This window comes from Neobacillus notoginsengisoli (genome assembly GCF_003515685.1).
Taxonomy (GTDB): Bacteria; Bacillota; Bacilli; order Bacillales; family Cytobacillaceae; genus Bacillus_D; species Bacillus_D notoginsengisoli.
Genome location: NZ_QWEG01000001.1, coordinates 442403 through 466991, shown reverse-complemented (window position 1 = coordinate 466991; position 24589 = coordinate 442403). Strand labels below are relative to the sequence as shown.

The 24589-nt window shown below is 43.3% G+C and carries 19 protein-coding genes; 5 read left to right on the top strand and 14 right to left on the bottom strand.

What is annotated here, in order from left to right; genetic code table 11:
- The first annotated feature begins 318 nt into the window (after positions 1–318).
- Both D1B31_RS02410 and D1B31_RS24570 read left to right on the top strand, forming a co-directional pair.
- Positions 319–531: a hypothetical protein gene (locus tag D1B31_RS02410; protein WP_118919136.1), complete on the top strand. Its 213-nt coding sequence runs from the start codon at positions 319–321 to the stop codon at positions 529–531.
- Between the two features lie 45 nt (positions 532–576).
- On the top strand, positions 577–753 hold the full coding sequence (locus D1B31_RS24570) for a hypothetical protein (protein ID WP_192894716.1): 177 nt from the start codon (positions 577–579) through the stop codon (positions 751–753).
- Positions 754–1485: 732 nt separating this feature from the next.
- Here D1B31_RS24570 and D1B31_RS02405 read toward each other — a convergent pair.
- Positions 1486–2550 carry a nuclease-related domain-containing protein gene (locus D1B31_RS02405; RefSeq protein WP_240035129.1) on the bottom strand — a complete coding sequence of 355 codons (1065 nt, stop codon included), beginning with the start codon at positions 2548–2550 and terminating at the stop codon, positions 1486–1488.
- Between the two features lie 121 nt (positions 2551–2671).
- The gene (gene trpB / locus D1B31_RS02400) at positions 2672–3841 is read right to left on the bottom strand and encodes a tryptophan synthase subunit beta (protein WP_118919135.1); all 1170 of its coding nucleotides are present in this window, start codon (positions 3839–3841) and stop codon (positions 2672–2674) included.
- An 842-nt stretch (positions 3842–4683) separates the two neighbouring features.
- Between trpB and D1B31_RS02395 the strand changes: the two genes are divergently transcribed.
- Both D1B31_RS02395 and D1B31_RS24565 read left to right on the top strand, forming a co-directional pair.
- Entirely contained in the window at positions 4684–10008 is a 5325-nt protein-coding gene (locus tag D1B31_RS02395) for a S8 family serine peptidase (RefSeq protein WP_118919134.1), read from the top strand.
- A gap of 295 nt (positions 10009–10303) precedes the next feature.
- The gene (locus tag D1B31_RS24565; protein WP_192894715.1) at positions 10304–10471 is read left to right on the top strand and encodes a hypothetical protein; all 168 of its coding nucleotides are present in this window, start codon (positions 10304–10306) and stop codon (positions 10469–10471) included.
- Between the two features lie 492 nt (positions 10472–10963).
- On the opposite strand, the gene D1B31_RS02385 is transcribed toward D1B31_RS24565, so the two are convergent.
- From D1B31_RS02385 to D1B31_RS02345, 10 genes are all read right to left on the bottom strand, one after another.
- The gene (locus D1B31_RS02385) at positions 10964–11731 is read right to left on the bottom strand and encodes a hypothetical protein (RefSeq protein ID WP_118919132.1); all 768 of its coding nucleotides are present in this window, start codon (positions 11729–11731) and stop codon (positions 10964–10966) included.
- Positions 11724–15494, bottom strand: coding sequence for a DEAD/DEAH box helicase (locus D1B31_RS02380; protein ID WP_118919131.1), 3771 nt, complete (start codon positions 15492–15494; stop codon positions 11724–11726). Before D1B31_RS02380 ends, D1B31_RS02385 begins: the two co-directional genes overlap by 8 nt.
- 98 nt (positions 15495–15592) lie before the next feature.
- Complete coding sequence (locus D1B31_RS02375) at positions 15593–15856, bottom strand: hypothetical protein (protein ID WP_142922553.1); 264 nt, start codon at positions 15854–15856, stop codon at positions 15593–15595.
- Between the two features lie 239 nt (positions 15857–16095).
- Positions 16096–16260, bottom strand: a complete 165-nt coding sequence (locus tag D1B31_RS25165) for a YjcZ family sporulation protein (protein ID WP_118919223.1) — start codon at positions 16258–16260, stop codon at positions 16096–16098.
- 216 nt (positions 16261–16476) lie between these two features.
- Entirely contained in the window at positions 16477–17307 is an 831-nt protein-coding gene (locus D1B31_RS02365) for a protein-glutamine gamma-glutamyltransferase (protein WP_118919129.1), read from the bottom strand.
- Positions 17308–17343: 36 nt separating this feature from the next.
- A complete protein-coding gene (locus tag D1B31_RS02360) occupies positions 17344–17802 on the bottom strand; it encodes an SRPBCC family protein (protein ID WP_118919128.1) in 459 nt (152 codons plus the stop codon).
- Between the two features lie 246 nt (positions 17803–18048).
- On the bottom strand, positions 18049–18216 hold the full coding sequence (locus D1B31_RS24010; RefSeq protein WP_158587412.1) for a hypothetical protein: 168 nt from the start codon (positions 18214–18216) through the stop codon (positions 18049–18051).
- A gap of 46 nt (positions 18217–18262) precedes the next feature.
- A complete protein-coding gene (locus tag D1B31_RS02355) occupies positions 18263–18625 on the bottom strand; it encodes a YciI family protein (protein WP_118919127.1) in 363 nt (120 codons plus the stop codon).
- A gap of 183 nt (positions 18626–18808) precedes the next feature.
- The gene (locus tag D1B31_RS02350) at positions 18809–19399 is read right to left on the bottom strand and encodes a LysM peptidoglycan-binding domain-containing protein (RefSeq protein ID WP_118919126.1); all 591 of its coding nucleotides are present in this window, start codon (positions 19397–19399) and stop codon (positions 18809–18811) included.
- 212 nt (positions 19400–19611) lie between these two features.
- Positions 19612–20307 carry a CPBP family intramembrane glutamic endopeptidase gene (locus D1B31_RS02345; RefSeq protein ID WP_240035128.1) on the bottom strand — a complete coding sequence of 232 codons (696 nt, stop codon included), beginning with the start codon at positions 20305–20307 and terminating at the stop codon, positions 19612–19614.
- Between the two features lie 92 nt (positions 20308–20399).
- Here D1B31_RS02345 and D1B31_RS02340 point away from each other — a divergent pair, with 92 nt between their 5' ends.
- Positions 20400–21152 carry a MerR family transcriptional regulator gene (locus D1B31_RS02340; protein ID WP_118919125.1) on the top strand — a complete coding sequence of 251 codons (753 nt, stop codon included), beginning with the start codon at positions 20400–20402 and terminating at the stop codon, positions 21150–21152.
- A gap of 93 nt (positions 21153–21245) precedes the next feature.
- Here D1B31_RS02340 and D1B31_RS02335 read toward each other — a convergent pair whose 3' ends face one another.
- Both D1B31_RS02335 and D1B31_RS02330 read right to left on the bottom strand, forming a co-directional pair.
- Entirely contained in the window at positions 21246–23312 is a 2067-nt protein-coding gene (locus D1B31_RS02335; protein WP_118919124.1) for a DUF4179 domain-containing protein, read from the bottom strand.
- Between the two features lie 157 nt (positions 23313–23469).
- Entirely contained in the window at positions 23470–23961 is a 492-nt protein-coding gene (locus D1B31_RS02330) for a PaaI family thioesterase (protein ID WP_118919123.1), read from the bottom strand.
- Between the last annotated feature and the right edge of the window lie 628 nt (positions 23962–24589).

Genomic DNA, 24589 nt, shown 5'->3' with positions numbered 1-24589 from the left:
TAATAGAAGCTGTTGCTAACTTTGGTAGCAACAACTTCTGTGTTAAAAGGACGAACGTAAACCCCATCCTAACAATCGGATGGGGTTCGTTTTGTTTATAGCCACATGATCAAAATTTTCGTTATCAGCATTCTGGGACAAAGCAGTTACCAAAAACTAAATACAAGAACAATTTAGGGCCCGACCCCCACATCAAGCAAAATTATGGTAATCATGTTATAATAAAGATTAAGGAAAAAAATTCTTGGGAAAAATTCGAAAAGTGAATTGGAGGAAGGGTGTCACTTTTGTCTATCTAGACTCAAAAGGAGAATGATCATGACTGTAATGACTACAATCACTTTTGCAAATAACCAAAAGGAATTGGATCAAAAAATTGAGCAAATTACACAAAACCACGAAAGGCTCCATCCTGACTGTAACGTAGAGCTTTCCTTCCTAGACCCGAAATATAGCGATATACAATTTAGCCCCCATCAAACGACCCAACTAATTATAGGTATAACTATATCTGAAAAAGAAAATCAATAATAAACAAAGAGAAGACCGGAAATTTATTACGAAAGAGGTGTGAGTATGTCCAGAATAAATAAGTTTCAAATTGGAGAAAAAGTAACAATCAAAAGCACGGATGAATTGGTCACTATTACTAAAGCAATGTATGTGAAAAACATGAAGCAGTTTTCTTATACCGCCAAAGAAAATCCATCAACTTTTTTCTTTGAAGATGAATTAGTTAAGATTGACGAATAGGAAAAATCTATGTAAAGGCCCCCCTTTCCTAGTATGGTATAAATTCCAAACAAAAGGATTAACCTCACTACACCTTACTCGCCATTGAGTAAGTTTTTTAATGTTTTGAGATATAAAGCTCTAAAAATAAAGCAAAAAGCAAGCCGAAGAAGCCCGCCGGGATATTCTTTGTTTTCCTCGGAGGAAAGACAAAGCAAGTGAATGGAAGGGCCAGTTTTTCGGGGCCAGAAGCCACTTAAGTTAATAAAGTGGCTTTTAAGCTTTTTCCCTTAAAAATTTGTATACTTGCAAACAAAGAGAGGAATGCTGTTGCCGAACAGTCTGAAGGAGTCGGTCTTCGGTTACTAAAGGAAGATTTAGTGACCGAAGAACAACGGATAGGTGCTTCTTCCAGCAATAAACGATGACTTAGCTACCGAACGGCATTTGCCAGACAGGCTTTCGGGTGCTAAAGGATGACTTAGCTACCGAACGGCATTCGCAAGGCAGGCTTTCGGGCGCTAAACGATGACTTAGAGACCGAACGGCATTCGCAAGGCAGGCTTTCGGGCGCTAAACGATGACTTAGCTACCGAACGGCATTTGCCAGACAGGCTTTCGGGCGCTAAACGATGACTTAGCTACCGAGCGGCATTCGCAAGGCAGGCTTTCGGGCGCTAAACGATGACTTGAGACCGAAGAACAAATAGCAGTCAGCCCTTCAGTCACTAAAGGTTTGCCAAAGCAGAGTTTTTATTTAAATACATAATAAGAACCACGGCCAACTCCGCATTTTTCCAAGTGTTTTCCAAGGGTATTTTGTATGCATTTTTTTGAGGGGATGATCCCACACCACTCCATGATTATATTTGTGGTCAATCTTTCTCCAGGAAAAAGCAAGCCAAACTCCCTTACCGCTCTCATAATAGCAGCCCCAACCGGTTCCTTATGCTCGCAAGTCCCGCAAACCATTGTCCGGTCCTTAACTGTTACAGAAAATGACTCGCATTTTTCGCAAAAATTCCCTTTTTTAAGTTGGCCGTAGGTGTAGGCTGGCAGTTTTGTATTCTTGGACTGGGTTTGATGGAGCGAGGCGATTTTTTCGGCAAGCTGCCAGTGTTTCGCAGTGAGTTTCGATGGGGTTTGATTCAGTTTTTGCAAGAAGCGGTTGAGTTGGGAGCGGTAGAGGAACGGCCGGTCTATGGGAGTCTGGTATAGGGTGAAGTCTGGATTGATAAAGATGACAGAAGGATGAATTGGCAATTTCCAGCCGAGGCTTTGCAGCATTTGGTGCAATTGGGTTTCGCAGCGCTGGATTTGGTTCAACGGGTTTTTGAGTTCGTAGTCTGAGCCGAGCCTGTAGAGTTTTTCCTTATCATACAAGTGGTCGCCTTCGAAGTTTTTAACGTCGATGAGGTAGATGAGTGCCGAGTATATCATCAAGGTATCAATCTGGAACTCGTTGCCCCCGAAGCTGAGAAGCAAATCGTTTAAAATAATACAATCGCAAGTTAAATTCTTGGTCATCCCATCGAACAGCACCTCCCCTTGGTACCCCTTGATGAGATTGAAATATTGGTTCCGGTCGCTGTCGGCTAATCCCATCCGGAGATATAGTGAACGGAGAGCTAGCATTTCCGCAGACGGGGTCCGTTTTTTATAAAAATCCATAAGCCACTTCCTTTCTTTACTTGCCAGGCTGTGGTTGAGTTTTAGTTTTGTAGCGCAGCCTTTGGAAAAATAAAGCACACCATAACTATACCGCTCTTCAATCTGCAAATATGTGAATACTTCGTTAATTTTTTCACAGTTCTTCATTTTTCCTTACTTTCCGCTACTTTTTGTACATTTCCGCTTCCGAAAAGATTTTGCTAATCCAAGGGAAAAACAACGAACAAAACCCCATCCAAAGCACCGGATGGGGTTTCACATGATTATGTTATTGATCCTTCAGCATTTCATACACCTGCGCAACATCCTTGTCACCGCGCCCGGAGAGGTTGACGATCAGGACATCATCACTCGACAGTTCGCTTGCAAGTTTTACTGCGTGTGCGACTGCATGGGCGCTTTCAAGTGCCGGGATGATTCCTTCTGTTTTTGACAAAAGGAGAAATGCCTCGAGGGCCTCTTCCCCGCTCACCGTCACGTACTCGGCACGGCCACTCACCTTGAGCTGGCTGTGTTCCGGGCCTATCCCCGGATAATCGAGGCCTGCCGCAATTGAATAGGTCGGCATCGGGTTACCTTCTTCATCCACTAGAGTCAGGCATTTGAAGCCGTGAATGACAGCGGGTACGCCCTCCGTCAAAGTCGGCGCTTCTTTTGGCTCGGCCCCGATGAGCCGCACCTCCGGCTCATCAATATAGTGGGCGAATGCGCCAATGGCGTTGCTTCCCCCACCCGTACACGCAATGACAGCCGTCGGAAGCTTCCCTTCTTTTTCAAGGATTTGCCGTTTGGATTCCTCGCTGATCACCGACTGGAAATGCTTGACCATCATCGGGAACGGATGCGGACCAACGGCGGATCCCAATAAATAAAACGTCGTTTCATAGTTTTCTACCAGGTCCCCCAGAGCTGCATCAACAGCATCCTTCAAACGCCCCTGCCCCGCTTCGACTGGAACGACTTTTGCGCCAAGCAATTCCATCCGGAATACGTTCAGCGCCTGCCGCTGGGTATCCAGTTTCCCCATGTAAATGACACATTCCATATCAAACATCGCACAAGCCGTCGCTGTGGCGACACCGTGCTGGCCCGCACCGGTCTCGGCGATCACTCTCTTCGCACCCATCCGTTTTGCCAGCAAAATTTGTCCAATGACATTGTTGATTTTGTGGGCCCCGGTATGGTTTAAATCCTCACGCTTTAAATAAATTTTTGCGCCGCCGAGCTGTTTTGTCAGGTTTTCGGCCAGCGTCAGCGGATTTTCACGTCCCACATATTCTTTCAAATAAAACTTGAATTCCTCCTGAAAATCGGGATCGTCCTTGTACTTCAGGAATTGCTCCTCCAGGATGTCCAATACTTGTTGAAGGCTATCAGGGACAAAACTGCCTCCAAACTCACCAAAATAGCCTCTCTTCTCTGTGCTCACATTCGTCATACTCAACTCGTCTCCTCTCAGCTAAACCACCTGCCCTTTGACAGGTTTCACCTATTATACCGAATTCCTAAAAAATTTGAAATAGTTTTATAGAATCAATAAATGACGGTTACTGGCTTTTTCCCCCTACACTAAAAAGTTAGGTGGCACATCTGCTTCCTTAAGATGTCAGTTCAATCGCTGAAAGGGGAGACTTTTTGGGAAAATTTTCATTCGAATCCCTCCCCTTAACCTAAACCTTCTATTTTTAAAAATATTACATGAAGTATTTCTAAATTTACAAAAATATTAATTTTCGGAAATACATCGTTCTGAATATCCTGACTCGCCTCCATGTCTTACACTTTAATAGCATTTTCATCCTTCGTTTTGACCGTTTCCACGTTATAGGCAATTTAGTCTGAAAACGACGGTGTTTGTCGATTTTCGGAATAACTTATTTTTACGTGTGCACTACAAAAAAATTTCCAAATGGCTAATAAATTAGCAGAATGGATTGAAGGAATGGTTTAAGCACTGTCAAAAACGCCCCTGTCAAGAGAAGGAAGCATTTGTCGAAATGAAACCACTAGGAAGCAGCAATAATTCGGTCCTACCCTCCTGCCCCTTTCAAACAATTCCCTTGTTGCACCCAAAATCTCCCTTTTAATTTTTTTTCGTTACTATTCTCTTACAATAATAATTACATGTTGGGAAATTTGTGATTAATCATAAATACCGATGTATTTTTATAGATTGTCTAAGTAAGTAGATTGCTTTACCCTAAAGGAGAAAGGAGGGAAACTCTATATCTCTATACATTCTTAATAGAGAATTTATTCATTCATTAAAAAGGAGTTGGGATTTTGAAAAGTAAAAGATTGCGTAAATGGGTTTCGCTCTGCCTGATATTCATTCTTACACTCACGCTCACTGCTCCGGCCTTTGCAACTGGAAGTGCATCCAATCAAAAGGTTGATCTAAAAACAAATGCCCCCCAATTAGCTGCTAAGAAAATTGCTCCTAAACTCGCAAAACAATTTGACGATGAGGACTATGTCACCTACCTCATCAAGATGAAAGAACAAGCGGATGTGAATTCCGTATCGAAAAACGCCCACAAAGCCTCGGAAAAGAAAAAAGAAACTCCCGCAGCCGCAAAACGATCAATGCGGAATGCTGTTGTCAATTCATTGCGGGAAACAGCATCCCGTACTCAATATGGTTTGGAAAAATACTTGGAAAACATGCAAAAAAAAGGAGAAGTAAAAAGCTTTGAGAGCTTTTTTATCGTAAATGCGATGGCCGTTACGAGTACGAAAGACGTAATGGAGAAAATTGCTTTACGCGCTGAAGTAGAGAAAATTCTCCCGAATGAGGAACGCTTCCTCGATAAAGCGGAAATATCCCCTGAGGCAGTAAAAGAAGATGTCCAGCCAAACAATACTGAGTGGAACATCAATCAAGTCAATGCGCCTGGAGCTTGGGAGATGGGGATTGATGGAACTGGCATCGTAGTTGCAAATCTTGATTCAGGTGTTGATTTGAATCATCCTGCATTGAAGCGCAAATGGCGCGGCTATGATGCGAGCGGCAATGTCGCCAATCCTGAGCTCAGTTGGTACGACCCGCACAGTGGTGCTTCCATGCCAGCTGATACGGATGGCCATGGAACCCATACGATGGGAACAATGGTAGGGTCTGAAGCGAATGGCTCGAACCAAATCGGGGTTGCTCCCGGGGCGAAATGGATCGCAGTCCGGATTTTCAACCCATCGACGACAGATAACATTATTTTGCGCGGCGCCCAATGGCTGATTGCCCCGGTTGACAAAGACGGCAACCTGCACCCGGAAATGGCGCCAGATGTTGTGAACAACTCATGGGGCGGCGGCCCTGGCCTTGACGAGTGGTTCCGCCCGATGGTCCAGGCATGGCGTGCCGCACAAATTTTCCCTGAGTTTTCAGCGGGTAACGTACGAACAGGCAACCCGGGCGGCCCTGGTTCTGTGGCGAACCCTGCCAACTATCCCGAGTCTTTTGCAACTGGGGCAACAGATATCAACAATAAAGTGGCTTCGTTCTCACTTAGAGGGCCGTCACCTTATGGTGAAATCAAGCCTGAAGTATCGGCTCCAGGTGTAAATGTCCGCTCCTCTGTTCCTGGCGGTGGTTATGAAGGCGGATGGAACGGGACATCGATGGCCGGCCCGCATACAACGGCACTAGCCGCTTTGCTCCTTCAAGTAAACTCTTCTCTAACTGTTGACCAACTGGAAGAGATTATTCAATCAACAGCAACACCGTTAACAGATGCCGAGTATCCGACAAGCCCGAATAACGGATATGGAAGCGGATTAATTAACGCTGCCGATGCAGTGGGCTCCATACTAAGTGGGCTTGGTTCAGTATCCGGCAGGGTCGCGACCGCTGGCGATGACTTTGAAAAGCCTGTCATTGAGCACACGCCAATCACTGAGGCCTATACGGGATTTGATATTCCAATTTCAGCCCGTGTATCGGATAATGTCGGCGTCGTAACGGTAGAAGCATTTGCCAGAGTCAAAGGCAGTTCACACTGGACGTTCATTCCAATGGAACAGAAATCGGGTGATTACAAAAACGGCGTGTACGAAGGCAATATTCCTTACTTCCTTGTTGATACGAGAGGGACGGAATACTATATCCGCGTAAACGACTACGGCAATAACGGGTTTGAAACAACTAAGTACACAATTGAAGTGTCCAACGGCGTAAAGCCAGGTTACATGCAGGACTTCGAAACAAATATTAATGGCTTTACTACTGGTGGAACAAATAACTCTTGGGAGTGGGGTGTTCCTGTCGGTGGCCCTGGTTCCGCAGCTTCCGGCGAAAAACTAATCGCAACGAAACTTAACGGACCATATCCAAACAGTTCCAACTCTTATATGATGATGCCTCCAATAGATCTTTTGGATAGCAATGAAGGGGCACTTCTCTCCTTCAAGCACTGGTTCAATCTGGAGACCAATTATGACAGAGGGGTTGTGTATGCAGCCGCAGAATCCACTGATTTCCAATTCGTCCCGCTAGCCCAGTTCACAGGGGCAAGCAATGGTTGGAAAAACCAACTGGTTGACCTTACCCAATTTGCAGGGGAACAAGTCTATGTCATTTTTAACCTGCATTCCGATGGATCCGTAACACGAGATGGGTGGTATATCGACGATGTGTCCATCCTTGGAGCGGATGATGTAGCACCTGCTGCTCCAGCTGACCTGGCTGCACGGGCCGATTCACTGGGAATCGTAGCACTTAACTGGACAGCGCCAGCTGATGCCGATTTAAAAGAGTTTCTTGTTTATCGCTCATCCGTCTCCGGTGAAGGTTATGAGCAAATCGGCACGACAACCGAAAACAGTTTTTCAGATTCCAACACAGCTAATGGTGAAACCTATTACTATGTTGTCACGGCAAAAGATTATTTTGGCAACGAGAGTGGCCGCTCGAACGAGGTGTCTGTCACTGTGACCGCTCCGGTAACAATTTATAGCGATAACTTTGACGGCGAAACGGATAACGGCTGGATCCATTCTGGTACAAAAGATGAATGGGAGCGCGGAACTCCGTCCGGCACTGGTGCACCTGTTCCTCTATCCGCTCCAAATGTATGGGGTACAGACCTTGATAGCACCTATGAAACCAACAGCAATTTCTCACTCGTCTCTCCAGTCATCGACCTTTCACAAGTAACAAACGCAACACTTGCATTTGCGCACTGGTATGAGCTTGAGACAAACTACGATAAAGGCTTTGTCGAAATTTCCAAGGATGGCGGAGCAACCTGGACCCAGCTTGGGCTCTTCAGCCACTCTACAAACGGCAAAAATTGGTCGACCGTATCCTATGATTTGGCCTCGTATGCCGGCGAGCAGGTTCAAGTAAGATTCCGTGTTACATCTGATGGCAGTGTCGTAAAACTCGGCTGGTATATCGATAACTTCGCCGTATTGGCAACTCCGGCACCGCAAAAATTGGATAAAGCGGTTGAACGTGATGTTCAGGAAATGGTGAAACCAAAAGCAGTCTATACAGAGCCTGCGGTGAAACTGTCAAGAACAGAAAAGGATAAAATGCCAAAACAAACTCACGGCGGAGTGGAGCTGCAAAGCTTGCCTGCCAATGCGACAGTAACGGTTCTGGAGACCGGACGTTCAACAAGAACCAATCCGAGCAACGGGCAGTTCAACATGATTCATGTAGCGGGCGACTATACGCTTCGTGCAGAAGCTTACGGATTCTATCCACAAACCCGTTCAATCACAGTTGTTGACGGCCAAGACACACCGGCCAACTTTACGCTTGAACCAATTCCGCATGGCACCATTACCGGTGTCGTAACAGACGAAAGATCGCATGCGCCAATCGCAGGCGCGACCGTAATGGTATTGGAGGATGCCAAAATTACCCCAGTTATTACGGATGAGAATGGCGCATTCTCCCTTGAGGTTTTGGAAGGAACGTACACTCTCGCGGTTTCCGCCGATCAATACTACAATAAAAATTCAACTGTCACAGTAAAAGGAAATGGTTCAGTTGAAGCAAATGTAGCGTTGAAACCATTTATCGGGTTTGAAGGAACAATTGGCTATGATGACGGCACCGCTGAAAATGCCCGCGCATGGAACGCAGCAGGCAATGCCTGGGCTGTAAAGATGACACCTGAAAATGGCGCGGCCCAAGTCACAGGTGCGATGTTCCGCTTCTGGGATACAGAATGGCCAGTACCTGGAGGCACTGCATTCCAGTATGCGATTTATGATGCTACTGGCGCAGGAGGTACACCAGGCCGATTACTGGCAGGACCACTAAACGGCACGGCCAAACGTGATGGCACCTGGACATCAGTAAGCTTCCAAGAGCCTGTTATGGTTGAAGGAGATTTTTACGTTGTTTATATTCAAACATTTGCGAATCCTAACACGCCAGGATTGGCTACGGATGAAAATGGTAAGAACGCTCTGCGCAGCTGGCAAAGAATCAGCGGAGCCTGGAGCCAGTCCCCAGCAGCTGAAGGCAACTACATGATACGCGCGGTTGTTCAATACCCTGTTACCGCACCTGTCATTACGTCTCCGGCAGACGGCTCCTTCACAAAGGATGAAAAAGTGACGGTAACCGGAACTTCCCAAGCCAATGGCGCGACTGTGAAGCTGTACAACGGGACAGAAGAAGCTGGGACCGGAACAGTTGAAAACGGAAAATTCAACATCGAAACAACGTTAAATACAGGCGCAAATCCACTATCTGTTGAAGCAGTCGTAAATGGAAAAATAACAGATCGCTCTGAAACGGTCAACGTGACACTGGATCAGACCGCTCCTGTCCTCAATGTAACAGCGCCTGTCCAGGATCACAAAACAAACATTGAAATGGTTACCGTAAAAGGGACTACAAGTGATGAGAATCTTGATACCCTGACAGTGAACGGCCAATCCGCTACTGTGAACGCAGATGGCAGTTTCTCACACAAAGTGCTAGTAGACAGCGGTGCAAATACGATTACTGTCGTTTCTACCGACCGGGCCGGCAACAAAACAACAGTTGTCCGCAATGTCGTCGTGGACCTTAACGCCCCGGAGATTACGAATATCTCTCCGGCTGCCGACGTCCGCATTAAACCGGGTGAAGACGTACGGGTATCCTTCGACAGTGAAGAAGGATTGACCGCTTCCTTCCGAATCGAATTGCCATTGATGGTCTCTGGCAGCAACAATGAAATAAGGATGACCGAAACGTCTCCAGGCCATTATGAAGGGACATATAAAACTCCTTCTACCCTGAAGATGGATGGCGGCATGATTGTCATCAAGGCATCCGATCAGGCCGGCAACAAGGTTGAAGCAACCGCGCCTGGAAAGCTATATGTAGGGGAAGCGCCAGCTGAAAACAAAGCACCAACCGCTGTCATCCTCGGAGACGCTGCCGCCAAACAAAAGAAGCTTACAACCTTCGACGGTTCACAATCCAGTGACCCAGATGGAAAGATTGTGAAGTACGAGTGGAACTTCGGCGATGGCACAACCGGTTCCGGAGCAAAAGTTGAACACACATTCAATAAGAAAGGAACCTACACGGTTACCTTAACTGTCACTGACGACAAAGGTGCCACAAATTCAACAACACACACGATAAAAATCAATTAACAGCGAAATAGGGACGGTTCTGGTTTGCCAACTAGCAAACCGGAACCGTCTTTTTTTAGGAAAAACGCATCGGCCCTACAGCCAATGCAAAGGTCATGGTCCTGAATGACGATTCCATCTGGACATAAGTTATGATTTTGTACAAAAGCGATCTCTATAGATGTGTTGAAATTAATAGCCGGGCTTATGGCTAATTATGTTAAATTAAAGATAGCTTGTTCACCAAACGAAGTAGTTTTGCAAAAGAAATTTGTGTAGGAAGAGCGCCAGATTAAAAAAGGGGGAAATATAAAATATGAAAAATTGGTGGTATAGTTTTTATTTTTTAGTTTTAGGGGTAGTATCGTTTTTCACTGGCGAAATAGTAACATTTGTGATGCTAGGATTTATCTTAATGGGTTTGAATAATATAAATTCAACTTTAAAAAAGATACATAAGTCAATTAATGAAAAGAAGGATTAAAAGACTTCTTTTTCTAGTTGCTAAACTGCGAGTCAAAAAAGATAGGCTCATATTGCGGAGGGGATTATTATAGATACGTTTATTTTACTTTTAGTTATTTTCATCTTACTACTTCTTAATATTGCTTCTTTTCTATTATTCAAAAATGGAAAGTTAAATCTTATAGCATCTGGCATCATTATGATGTTACTGGCACCGGTAATTGGATTTTCAAGCGGTGCCTTATTTCTTCATTTTTATGATTGGAGCTCAGGGGGCACAGGAGAAGGTGCTGGCATTGGCGGTGCTTTTTTAGGTCTATTAACTTTAGGAAATGGAATTCTCATTCTACTGGTTGGATTCATCAGATCGATGATCATATACATTAAGGATAGATATTGAGGTTACTTTTTTCTCGCAATGCTCAAATACTAAGTTTTTCCTTTGACAGAAAAACCGCCACCTAACAACTTGGCGGCGGATAAATGTATGTTGTTTTCCCTAGAGGAATATTTAATTCGTATTGATGTCACATTTGGAGGCCAGCTCTTCCCGCCATTTCATGCGTTCCTTTTCTTCTATTTGTTTTTCGAACGCTTCATCCCAGCGCCCGAGCCGTGTGTTCCAGACACGCGCGAAAAAGGTGTCCTGTTCTTTGTTGTAAAGCTGAAATTCCAGACATGGCATGGGTTCAATTTTTTGCTGTTCAAAGCGATTTACAGCGGTCACGACCGTTTGAAAACCGTCTTCCTCCTCTCCATTTTCCGTCTCAGAGAGAAGCCGCAAAATTTTCTCCTCGTTAATCCTATTCTGATTATAAATATACCGATAAAGAGGCAGATCCTTGTCTGTTTCAGGCAAAGGCTCGTTCATCTCCGGCCAAAACTCATCATGGAACGGACTGTATGAAAGGAGGGTCGCCTCTTCCTCCAATTCCTCCTCCATGATTCCTGTTTTCAGCTGGTTGTTCCCTTTCGGTGTTAAAATGTAAGCCCCTTTTTCTAATCTGATCAAGCCCATGCGCTGCAACTTTTTCAATAAATCTTCAATGAACAGTTCCTCTACCAGCAGCAGCTCTGATAAATTGGCTGCACGGCGAATTTGGGTTTGCTCAAAAGTTAAAAGCATCATTTTCATGAGAATTTCCATTTTCGACCGCTTTACGCGGCTGAATGCCACGGAATAGGTCGTCACCGGCATATGCCAGACCAACGATTTCTTAATTTGGACAGCTGGATTTTCCAATAAAGTTGCCTGCAATTTCTTTTTTAATTTATCCATGCAGGCTCACCTCTTCCTTAGCCCGCAGTCCATTATGTTTTTTAACGGACTCCAAAACGTGAGTATACATTTGCCTTGCTCCCGCATGTTTTGTTTTTTCAGTGAACATCTTTGTGCTGCCAATCATCACAAGCAGCTCCCGAGCTCTCGACAACGCGACATTCAGCCTGCGGTAGTCTTTGGCAAAACCGATGTCATCATGCTTGTTATCGTGGTTTCGCACCATGCTTAGCAAAATCACGTCCATCTCTATGCCCTGGAATCTGTCAACTGTCCCGGTACGGATTGTTAAGTGCGGCAAGTGCAATTCTTGCTGAAGAAGGCGGTCGATCATTTTCACTTGTTCTCCGTAAAAACTGATCACGCCAATGCTTTTCTTCTCATCCGAACCTATTCTTCCTGCCTTCTTAGCTTCTTCTGTCGCTTGATTCAACTCCAGCAACAGTTCCGAAATTCTCTTCAGTTCAGCTGGATTATACAAACTTTTGCCGCCCTTCATTTTTTCTTCAAAAAAACCTGGCTCGTTCGGCATATCGAGCCAAAGGAGATGATTGTTCCGCTGAATAAGCCGGGATTCAAGCGTATGGTCCCGGACCGAATCGGAGTCAGTCAAGCCGCATTGCAGCTGTTCGTTTTCTTGCATGTAAAAAGGCGTGATGGTTTCCATGATGGTTTCATGCATCCGATACTGAATCGCAAGCATCGTTTTATTGCTTTTAGGCAGGTTTTTAAACAAGCGCTCGAACAGAGACTCCTGCAACAGCTTTTTCAGTTCAGCTATTCCTTCAAAGTCTTCATTTTCTTTCATCATTTCCTGCAGCGTTTCCTCTAGCGTATCGTTCCCCAAAAGAGGCGGCAGCTGGTGATGGTCGCCAACCAGAATGATTTTCTTCCCTTTCAGCATTGGCAAAAGGAGCTCAGGCGGGGTGGCTTTTGAGACTTCATCGATAATGACAACATCAAATTCCGGGTAGTTTTCGATAAAATCCTTGCGGGCCGATGCCACACATGTCGTCCCGATCACATTGGCATGCTTCACATATAGCTTGCGAATTTCATTCAAATCATGGTCATTCGCTTCTTCAAGCAACGATTGCCACATTCCCTGGACTGACTGAAACAACGGAAGCCGTTTCTTTTCCTGTTTTAAAGACTCCCGTGTAAAAGAATTGCTTGCAAGCTGCTTTAATACCTCTTCATGCTCCCGTTCCGGTTCGGAAACGAGGATTTCATTCAGAGGGATCAGTTCGGCTTCCTTTTCTTTAATCATAGTAGAGTGATTTTCAAGACGGGTTTCGATTTCATTGTATTTCTGCTCTGCTCCCTGAAACTGAAGAGCTTCCTGCTCCTGTTTCCGGCGGTTTCCTTCAACCCGAAGTCTGGCCTGTTCAAGCTGCTCGATCTTGTTCTGCAGTTCAACCGATAGCGCTTGTTTTTCAAAAAGCAATTCCTTCGCATTCGGAATGAATTCCGCGGTCTCCAACATTTCCTTTTGCTTGGTTTGTAAAAAAGTAAGTTTGTTACTCTGCTCATCCAACTGCCTCTGATACTTTTGATGAGTCAGTTTACATTCGTCCTGGACAGGCTTAAGCTGGCTAATCAGTTCCTGCTTCAGACGCATCAATGCTTCCTGTGCGGTTTTTTTATCTGCATCAGTCAATTTGGCTCGATGCGCTTTTAACCAGATATACTGTCTCCTGCCATATAACCCTTCCAGAAAACGTACAAGTCGTTGGATTGTTGTTTTTCCTTTTAATTCACTTCTCAACTGCGACAAAAATTGGTTGATTTCAATAGAGGTCGTAGTGATAGGTAATGTGTTTTTCATATGTCCATAGTGATTCCCCATTAGCTTTTCAAGATAGCCAATCGCAGCTTGAAGTTTATCGTTATAGTCCTGCAGCTTATCGAGTTGACTCTTTCTTTCACGAAGGTGGTCGAGCTGTGCGATAGATGACTCGAGTTGCAAAGAAGGGCTGAAATTTTGTTCAAGCATGATCCATTTTAGAGAATCGAATTTTTTGGCAGCGTCTATTCGATCTGCCAAGGCATCCTTCTGCCTCGTTGCCTCTTTCCATTTCTCACATTTAACTGTACTTTGATCGGTCGCTTGTTTCATTTCCTTAATCTGGTCTTCAATCTCCTGAAGTGCAACACTACTTTGGAGTCGGTCAATTTCTTGCTGGTTGGCTTTCAGTTTATTTTGGATGGCTTCCATGCCAGGTTCCTCAGCAAGAAACCTTTCGTCTTTTTCAAAAGCGTCCTTCAACAACTGAAGTGACTTTTCGATTTTTCGCAAGAGCTGCTGGACGTTTTGCCGTTCTTGTTCAGCAGCGCGTAAATCTTTTTTATGCTGATGAATAACGGACTGAATTTCGCCAGCCTTCTTCACTGCTTTCTTTTTTGCTTCAAGCGCTGCCTCAACTCGGACAAGCTCTTTCTGGAGGCTTTCATGTTCCTGTTCATTTGCCGCCCATTCCGTTTCGATTTCCGTTTCACGCTGTTTTCGGGTTTCAACTTGATTGGTAACTTCCTTCAATGTATGGTCTTTCCAATACTGGCCCACATTTTCCTCAATAAACTTTTTGCCTTCTTCTTCAATACTTTCGGTACGGCCAACACGGAGGATTCGGATATCCTTATTTGCAAGTAACCGGCCGAGGGCATTGTCGACCGCCAAATTCGACTGTGACGCCACTAGAGTACGCAGCCCGGCCTTCGCATTTTGCAGGCAAATTTCTGAAATAACGGTTGTCTTCCCTGTTCCCGGCGGCCCTTGGATAACGTATAAATCTTCAGCAGACATCGCGCCTGTGACAGCTGCCTTCTGAAATCCGTTCAACCGATTATGGAATTGCAGCTGAACCTGCTTTTTCACCTCTTTGACCGGCGGTTTGTTTTCAAACAAAAGGCGTTCCAGTTCAGGATTCTCGGCCAAGCCGTTTTCCAATTGCTTGAACCCTTGGCGTAGCCTCTTCACCTGGCTCAACGTTGCGAAATTGCTAAAGATAACTTCCCTTGGATGCTGGTCAAGCCGCTGGCTGCGGGCCAGTTCCTCTATATATGCGGGCAATTCGACTTCAACTGTCGAGGCCGATCGATTCGCTTTCAGGACTTTACCAATATCCTTGCCGCTACCCTTCAGCTTAACGCTCATATCCTTGAGTGACTTCCATTCCTTCTCGCTCATCTGGCAGCCGGTTATTTTCATTCGGCTAAAATCATCATTGAAAATCAGCGCTGAATAGCGAGAAGTAATATCGGGGATATCCGCAGATTGCTCTTGAATTTTCAAATAACCTTCCCAGCTCGCAATCCGCTTTTTCACATACTTCGAGCTTTCCTGGGCAACCGGCATCGTGTGGATTAAGTTCAGCAACTCAAACGGCAGCGGAACACCAGTTTGATCATTTGTGTCAAAAGCTAGACTTGCCGAACGTCGCCAATTGGAAGCCAAAGGGAAATAATTCGGTCTTGTTGTCACATTCGTTACAACAAACCGGTCGGGTTTCACCAAACAATGCAGGACAATGATAAACTTTCTGTATTTGTCCGCAAGCTTTCCGTTCCTCTCACGGTCAAAAAACAAGGCAGCGGAAACAAGTCCATCTGCCGATTGAGGATATTTTTCTATATAAACATGAAAGGATTTTTCCAATAAAAAAAACGATCGCTCGTCCAACCCAAGCTCTCGCATCTTATCCTTTGCCTTATTGGTCAAAGTAATCGGACTTCGATATGCAGTTTTTTGTGTCTTTATCATTTGTCCACCTGCTTTACTAAAACAAAGGTTGTGCTGTTGGTTCGCCTATAAGAATTATTAACTTAGACATTATAGCACAATGCTGTGTGGATGTTGGTCTATACGAAAGTGAAACCAACTATAAAAATGATTGCCATCACACTAAAAAATGACCAATTAAAAATTCGTCTTTCTTTTCCTGTAAGAAATTTAGATACCATAAAATTCAAACTACTTTGGATAAAAATAAGCCCAAACATTGTGAGTCCTCGTCCTATGTCATCATCTATGATTAATATGTACCTTAAAACAGCAATAACAATCAATAAAAAACCTATCTGTCCAATGACAATATAAAAGTAATGGTTCTTTTTCCTATCCACCAACTTCCACTCCCCTCAATTGCAAACCCCTCTATTAGAATGCCTCCTTATTCAACTCTGCCTTCGTTAGTAGAATAATCCCCGATATCACTTTAACATAAATATCCAAAAATCTCCTTGCCATTTTCAACACACCAATTCGCATAGCAATTAGCATACAAATTCGCACTCGCTTTTAAGCACAAAAAAATATGGCTTGAGGAAAGCCCCCCAAGCCGTTAGAAATATCACCATTGCAGTTAGCATTTGCAAAAGCTGTAACAACTTGCTCCTACAATGATAAGTAAAATAAACAATACGACAATTAAGACAAAATCATTTCGACAGCCATAAACAGGAGCTGTACATCCATAACTATAAACTGGAGACACACATCCATAGTCATAAGCAGGAGCTGTATACATAGGCATTGGGGCAATATTTGGAGCGATGTTTGGAGCGATGTTTGGGGCAATGTTTGGACCAATATTTGCAGCAATATTCGGTGGTGCGTTAACGTTTGAATACATGATCACACTTCCCTTCATGTAAGGAATTACTTATATCATACTCTGGGAGGTGTGTTTGGAGCCCGTCTAGAAAAAAATGGGTAAATATCACGGATTGGAAATGACAAGATATTACATTGAATAATAAAGGTAGTGAGCATATGAAATGGAATTTTTGCCATGGTGCACGATTGGACGCTGCACTTTATATGCTCCACCACTTCTATGCCAGCTTGCCACTCTAAATAAATCCTTAAAAGAGGGCGTTGTTACTAATTTTGTGATATAAGCTGATTGATGGCTGCCCGGTTTTCTTTTTGTATTTAGAATTTCAATGATTTCTTTGGGTGTCCTTATATTAAATCCATGTCCAAAAAATCTTCCATCATTAAGGACTACCACATTAAGACCTCTAAACCATGGTGTTTTTGGATCAAGGTCGGGATTATTAACGTATAAGACATCTCCAGGCAAAAAATCATTGGAGTAAAAGGAGACGATTCCTAAGTCGGTGTCTGTATGCCAGCTATAAAGATACAAATTTTGAAAAAGTGAATTAAATAAATCGTTGCCAATACTATTCAAAATGGCATGGTAATAAATGATTGGAATAGCTGTTGCACATTCAAATGCATAGAGCGAACTGTTTCGAAAAATATCCAGAATCGCATCAGCTGGCCGCACATCCGGTCTTAAAAGGAATCCGCCTGCTTTCGTTAATTGCCAGTACTTAGGATTGCAGCGGGCATAGGCAAAGGTTGTAAACTCTGCTTGACTTTTGTCCATTTCTCTCGCACTTTGGATAATGTTTTTTCGCACTTTAAGTTCAAATAACAATTCATTCTCTGAATAATAAGAATAAGTGACGGGAGCATCCTTCATCTTCTGAATAATTGTTTTCTCAATACTCCCAAGCTGCCAATGTTCATTTTGTTTAAACGGGACCCCTGAGATTTGGATCATATTATCCCCCCTTTCTAACCGGCTGTTCATCTGTATTCAAATCAAGCTAGCATTTTCAATTTCCAAGATTTTTTTCGCAACGGCAGTTGTCAGTTCTTCTGTGGTTTCCGGAACGAAATTTTTCAGAATGCTGTTCGCCACTGGCCCTTTTATTCCGTATGCGGTAATGTCCAGACAGCCGGTCATTCGGGTGGAGGAACCGTTTCGCTTTTCCGCTTTAAAATAGCCATTTCCGGCAAAGTTATCGGAAAGTCCTGTCAGGTCAAAGGTGACAAGGACAGGCTCATTCCACTCTGTAATATCAACTTTCAATTTAATCGTTTTCTTCATAAAACCAAAGTCCCCTTTAAAGGCCCATGTAGATTCCTTATCGCTTATGATTTTATGTTCGATATAACCTGGGACAAGTGGCGCCCAATTATCAATTGAACCTACAAATCTCCATACTTTTTCAATCGGCACCTTCAAATCGATGCTGTAAACTCCCCTTGGCATGTTCATTCTCCTTATCTCATGTGATTTCACTGCTTACAAATCTCTGATGTTTCGTTCTTTTGCCTACGCAGTTGCCATCCCGGAAACATACTCCCCATGACTTACCTTGGCCAATGGGGCGCTTCTCCTTGGTAGATAAAAAGCCAAATAGTCTATAAATTTATATGAAGTTCTCCCCACAATCATGCAGACACAAAAAAGAGGCTGTCCCTAGAGGATTTTCGGGACAGCCTCTTGTTTAACCTATTATAAACCACCACAATGCGGAGGATTATTTTGATCCCCTTCCGCAAAATCAGTACCTTTCTCAACCGCTTCCAGTCCGATATCTGTTTCACTTAACTCGAATCGCTCGTCTTTTTTAACGTTGCTTTGATTATGGGGTTCTTCATGTTTTATTTTTTTGTGATTCATTGCTTTCCTCCAGAGTTTTTTGTAGTTTTCACTTGGAGGAGGATGCTTATTCAGTCGCTTGAAATACTTGACGCAATTCAATCTGGCCTTCCCCATGTCCTTGCGGGTCCGGCATCCTTATTGCCCACCCGATGGCTTCTTCCCTCGACTTCACATCAATCAGAATGAATCCGGCAATCAATTCTTTCGATTCCGTAAATGGGCCCTCCGTAATCACCGGCTTTTCCCCTGGCTTCGGATACGATATCCGAAGCCCATTTGAACTTGGATGAAGTCCTTTAGCCATAACCCGTACGCCTGCCTTAACTAATTCCTCATTGTACTTCGTCATGGCTTCCATGAGCTCAGGGCTCGGAAGATTTCCGGCTTCCGAATTCCTCGAAGCTTTGACAACCAACATAAATAGCATAAAAATTCCCTCCTTCTTTTCTAGAGGCAAATCCACTCTTATTTATTGTCAATCCCTATGACAAATCTCAAATCGTTGATAAATATAGAAAATGACGTGCGCCAATTCACACGTCATTTCTTATTTATCAATCATGCATCCGAAAACGGAATCCTTTATAACAATCCAGCGGACTCATGATTATTAGTAATACACTTTAATCTTAACCGTCTTCGTTCCCCACTGGAGCGCTTTTTTACGGTCGGGGATGAACACATCAATTTTATTTCCGCGCATCGCGGAACCCTTATCGCCGGCAATGGCTTCGCCGTAACCTGGCACATATACTTTTGATCCAAGCGGGATTAGCTTTGGATCAACGGAAATGACTTTCGCGTTCGGGTTCTTTTTCAGGTTGATACCTGTGTAGGTGATGCCGCTGCAGCCTTTGCAGTTGGCTGTGTAGGCAGTTGCTTTAACAGTAATTTCTTTGTATCTCTTTTGTGCTGCTGCTTTTGCAACAGGCTTCTTCGCTGGTGCTGCTTTGACAGCGGGCTTTTTTGCAGCAGCCGCTTTCACGCCACTAAGTATTAAAACTTGATTCGGGTGGATTCTATCTGACTTTAATTTGTTCCATGATTTCAATTGCTGAACAGTTACTTTATTTTTCTTCGAGATACCCCAAAGAGTATCACCTTTTTGCACCTTATATGTATTTCCAGCGGCTAAAGAGGCATTCGAAAATCCGAAAAGCACTACAAAGGCAGTCAATAAACTTAAGATTGTTTTTTTCAAAATCTAGTCCCCTTTACTTTTTTTGCTAAAAACATCATAACAACTCAATGTAACAAACATGTTACACTAGCAAACTATTTCTATTACAAAGAAAAGGAGAATATTTCAAAAGTGTAATAACACTTTCAAGCTATTACTATTAAAAAGAGGCAAATTGGGGACGGTTCTGATTTTGCTAAGATTGGAACGGTGCCTTGCACTCAAACTACATTTTAAGCAAAGGCAGCTAGAATAACGGCAATCCCATTAAAGGTTCCATGAATAATCATTGCAGGCAAAACCGAACCAGTTTTCTCATATGTCCATGCAAATATTATTCCAGAAATGAAGTTTACAGGCAGGGTGTTGTAAGTCGGGATGTGGACAATCGTAAAGATAATAGAGCTAATGATTAACCCAGTGCTTACTCCCCATTTCATCCTAAACCATTTATAGAGAAAACCGCGGTAAAAGATTTCTTCGTATAATGGAGAAATGATAGCTGCAGAGATAAATCCGACGCTAAAAGTAAACCAATTCAAATTTGCCTTCAATGATTCTGTTTTCATGTTATCTATACCTATCTGAAATATCTCCATTAGTAGTACGATGAGTAAACTGGCTACTATTAAAACAACAGTCCAAACTACCATCCACTTCCAATAGGTACCGGAAAAGGAACGCAGCCCTACTGCATCCCATCTTAGTTGTTTGGGTTTTATCGCAATGGAATAAACGCTTAATGTAAACACAACCGCCATCACAAAACCTGTAGCCGTCCCAGAATAAAGTCTATCTTGAAATATTTGCAAAAGAAAATCATGCAATAAAAATTCAATTCCAACAGGAACAATGACAAGAGTAAGCAATAGTAATAGCCCAAGCTCCTTATACGACCACTCCATCGAAGAGAAAGTTTCTTTCTTCAAAACAAGATTCCCCCTATAATAAAACTGTGCTACATTCAGATTAAATGGTTACGTAACGTAACCTGCAAGCATTATTTAGGGGGATTTGTTTTATGAGTTATTTTTCAACAGGAGAGGTTGCCAAAAAACTAAATTTATCCTTGCGTACCCTTCGATATTACGACCAAATCGGGCTTGTGAAGCCAGTATTAAAAGAGGATAACGGGAAGCGGTATTATTCCCCTGAGAATATGTTGCTGCTCGAGAAGGTTCTCCTTCTAAAAGCCGCTTCATTGCCGTTAAAGGATATCAAAAAAATAATTAGCCGAATCACGATTGAAAAAACGCTTGCCATTCATAAAGAGCAGCTTGAAAACAACATCAAACAATTGCAGACATCCCTTGAACATACAAATACACTGATCAATATACTAAAGCTGGAAGGTGATATTCAGTGGAATCAGTTATTGCCTCTTCTCTTAGAAGAAAATCAATTATTAATGCAGCAAAGAAAAAAGAAGGCTTTTGAAAAATTATTCAGCGAAGAGGAACAAACCGCCTTAATAGAGCAGATTCCAAAAATGGAGGACAATCCAGAGCAAGTCGGAAAGTGGATTAATTTAATCAAGCGGGTCGAGCTATGCTTAGAGGAAGGGAAAACACCTTCATCTCGCGCAGCCCAATTGATTGCGGAGGATGCACTTCTATTATCCAATGAAACCTTTAAAGGAAACGAAGAATTGGCCAACAAATTCTGGGAAGCACGGAAATCAGAGGAGACTTCCTCTGATTTGAACTTGTATCCTATTAACAAAGAGGTCATCGTTTTCCTTGAAGAAGCCATGGCAAATTGGGGACGGTTCTGATTTTGCAAAAATTGAACCGTATAGGCACCGAAAGAAATTCATTACTAAAAAACACCCACAAACTTTGAAAAACCAAAGCTTGTGAGTGTTCCTTTATTTCAAGGTAAGCTTCACAACATCATCCAAATACCTTGTTGTATTGTAACCCCGAATCACGAGACGTTTCGGAATCTCATTCCCTCCACCATTCTGACTGTCCGCCATGATGTTTTGGACTGTGGTGAAATGACGTGGCATTTCGAGTTTTTCATATGAAATCGAGGGGTCATTTGTATCGTATTCAACCCCGTTTTTATCAACGATAATTCCTTCAGTATCCATCGTGAGCCCAGTTCCATACCCATTTTCATCCATGAAATCTATTTGAAGATACTCATATGCCCGATTCTTCGTTTCAAAATTGCTTATGACAATCTTTTTAGACTGGCCAATTTCTTGCATATCAATCGTGATAGTGCTGCCGGCATATTCAAAGGTATGCGGATATTGCTGAGAAGCAGTTAGTTCAATGATTTTCTCGTCTATAATCGATAAATTGGCTGAATTGAAATGGATAGTGGCCTCTTTTGGCTTTTCATCCAAAACTGGTTCAAAGAATTGCTGTAAACCCGCCCAATTTCCGTCAAAATGTCCGTCTAGATACGTACTTCCATATAGATCCGGTTTCAACTTTTTATTGTTTACTTCCATCACGCCAAAATTCAGAGAATCGAGCCGTTTCTCTGGCTGTTCATGGCTAACGGCATATTGCAGAACCGTCGTTGTCGGAGCGATGATCAACTTATCAAATCGAACTGGAATGCCTGCAATTTCTGTTACTTCATCCAGTTCATATTCGGAAGAAGGTTTTTTTGTAACGGGGATTTCAAAGCTCCACTCCCCTGTTTCAGACGCCGTGGTCCTGAAAAAGTCCACTCCAAATGGGCTGGAGGGATCAGGAATTAATTTCAGAAGCTTTGTAATCCTAAGTTTGATGATTCCGTTATCATGTCTTATTGGCCTGAGGCTCATCTTGCCTTGATAAACGTTCTTTTCTTTACTATTCACTCCAGATGTAAGGTCAGGGGGATAGTACCTTGATTGTGCTGCAAAACCCATGATTTCACTTTCATTCTGCACAGAAACCCCTTCAAAGCTATCGATTATATATTGATGCTCCCCACCCTTATCTTCCACTTCATAAAAAATGAGCGTCTGAATATCATCCGCAACCGCGCTCTTGATTGTAATTCTTACCCCGTCGTTCTCAGCTTTAAGATTCAGCATTTTTCCAAATCCCTTTTGCAAAAAAGGACGCAATTCCTGATCTTTTTCCGCATAGGCATAGTAGGTGTTGCGAAAAGACCCTGTAAAAAATTCGATTCCTATAATCAAGATCAAAACACTTGCCACAACAATCCCCATTTTGATTCGTTTCTTGTTCTTCCGATGTCTTTGGGTTTCCATTTCGGCCAGCCTGGCTTTGACGTTCTCCAGAAGATTGGAAGGAACATGAAAGTCCTCAGCTTTTTCGGCAAAATCAACCATCAAGAAGATGATATCCTGAAACGCAGCCAAATCCTCCTGGCAGTTTTGGCAATGATAAACATGAATCTCGAAGTCCACCTTTTCCGGCCGGTCCAGTGTTCTTTCAAAATAATCGATGTAATTTTGATAATACTCCTTACAGCCATGACTGCTCCTCCCATAGCCGAGCTCTTTTTTAATCTTCTGGATTCCGGAAAACAAATCCTTTTTCAGCTCGTCCTCCGAAACTTGGAGAAGATAGGCTGCATGTTCTTGTGAAAATTGTTGGATATATGTAAGAATGACCGCTTCCCGCTCAGACTCTTTCAACTGATCAAGCGCGGTAAATAAATCCGGGCGCGGCTCACTTTTCTCTGAAGCTTGTAAACTTTCATCCCGTGAAACCTCCCGGCAGGATTGAATAAAAATCGATGTCACCCACATTTTGAAAGATGCGTCTTCCTTCAAGCGGGGCAACTCCTTATGTACTTTTAAGATGCAGCGGTAAAAAACCTCTTCCATTTGCTTCTGGCTCCTAAGATAGGACAAACCCAGTATATAAAACGACCGTTTATTGTGTTCGAACCAGTCTATAATGGATTCCACGGTTCTTGCCGGAATGATTGAAATAGGCTCTAATTTTGCCGGGATCATAAAAATATCCCCCTCTACCATTGTTTTATATCTTTATCATAGTTGTAGAGCCAGTTATTGGCAATAGCAGTTTCACATACGCAAAAAGGACCCAATCCGGTCCTTTTTCTCTTCATTAGAGCCCGCATCCCATACGGAATGCCCAGGTACCAAAATCTTATTGATCATTACTTTGCATAAATGTACTAGGCATGACGACTGCAACGACCTCTCCACGGGCACAAAGAAGATCATTTGCAAATACTTCTGTACGAACTTTCCATTTCTTCGGATGGATTTCTTCAACAGTTCCAATTGCTTTTAGCGGCACATCTTGTGGCGTTGGTTTAAGGAATTCCACATTGAGGCTGGCCGTGACAAACCTTGGCGGTGCTGTCCCATCGCCAATTTCGTTCCCATTCTTCCGGTGTAAAGCAAGTGCGGCGGATCCCGTCCCATGGCAATCAATGAACGAGGCGATCATCCCACCATAAAGAAAACCTGGAATTCCCATATACTTTGATTCAGGTGTATAAATAGTAACCGTTTGATCGCCCTGCCAACCCGTACGAAGCTGGTGGCCCTCTTCGTTCAGTCGGCCACACCCGTAACACCACGCGAAATCATCAGGGTAAATATCTTGTATCGCTTTTTCGATTGTTTCTTCCATTAGGCATTCTCCTATCCAATGAAATATTAGCAACCGTTCGTCATGTTCTACATAAAATATATACAAATTCCTTCCTAATGCACAACTATTATCTGATAATTCAAAAGAATAGTGCCTAGCACGCCCGAGTTCTGTCGAATGAATTTATACCACACAGAGTGGCTGGGAATTGCGCCCTTTAATAGTAGACAGAGAATTATTCGGGAAGCTTATCACCCATCCAGGCTTTGCGTGACAATCTCAACGGGTTTTGAACGATTGTTGTCACTCATACAGACTTTGCGTGACAACATCAATGGATTTTGAACGATTGTTGTCACTCATCCAGGTCTTGCGTGACAACCTCAACAGGTTTTGGACGATTATTGTCACTCATACAGACTTTGCGTGACAATCTCAGCGGGTTTTGAACGAGTGTTGTCACTCATACAGACTTTGCGTGACAATCTCAGCGGGTTTTGAACGATTGTTGTCACTCATACAGACTTTGCGTGACAACCTCAACGGGTTTTGAACGATTGTTGTCACCCATCCAGACTTTGAGTGACAACCTCAATGGGTTTTGAATGATTGTTGTCACTCATCCAGACTTTGCGTGACAACCTCAACGGGTTTCGAACGAGTGTTG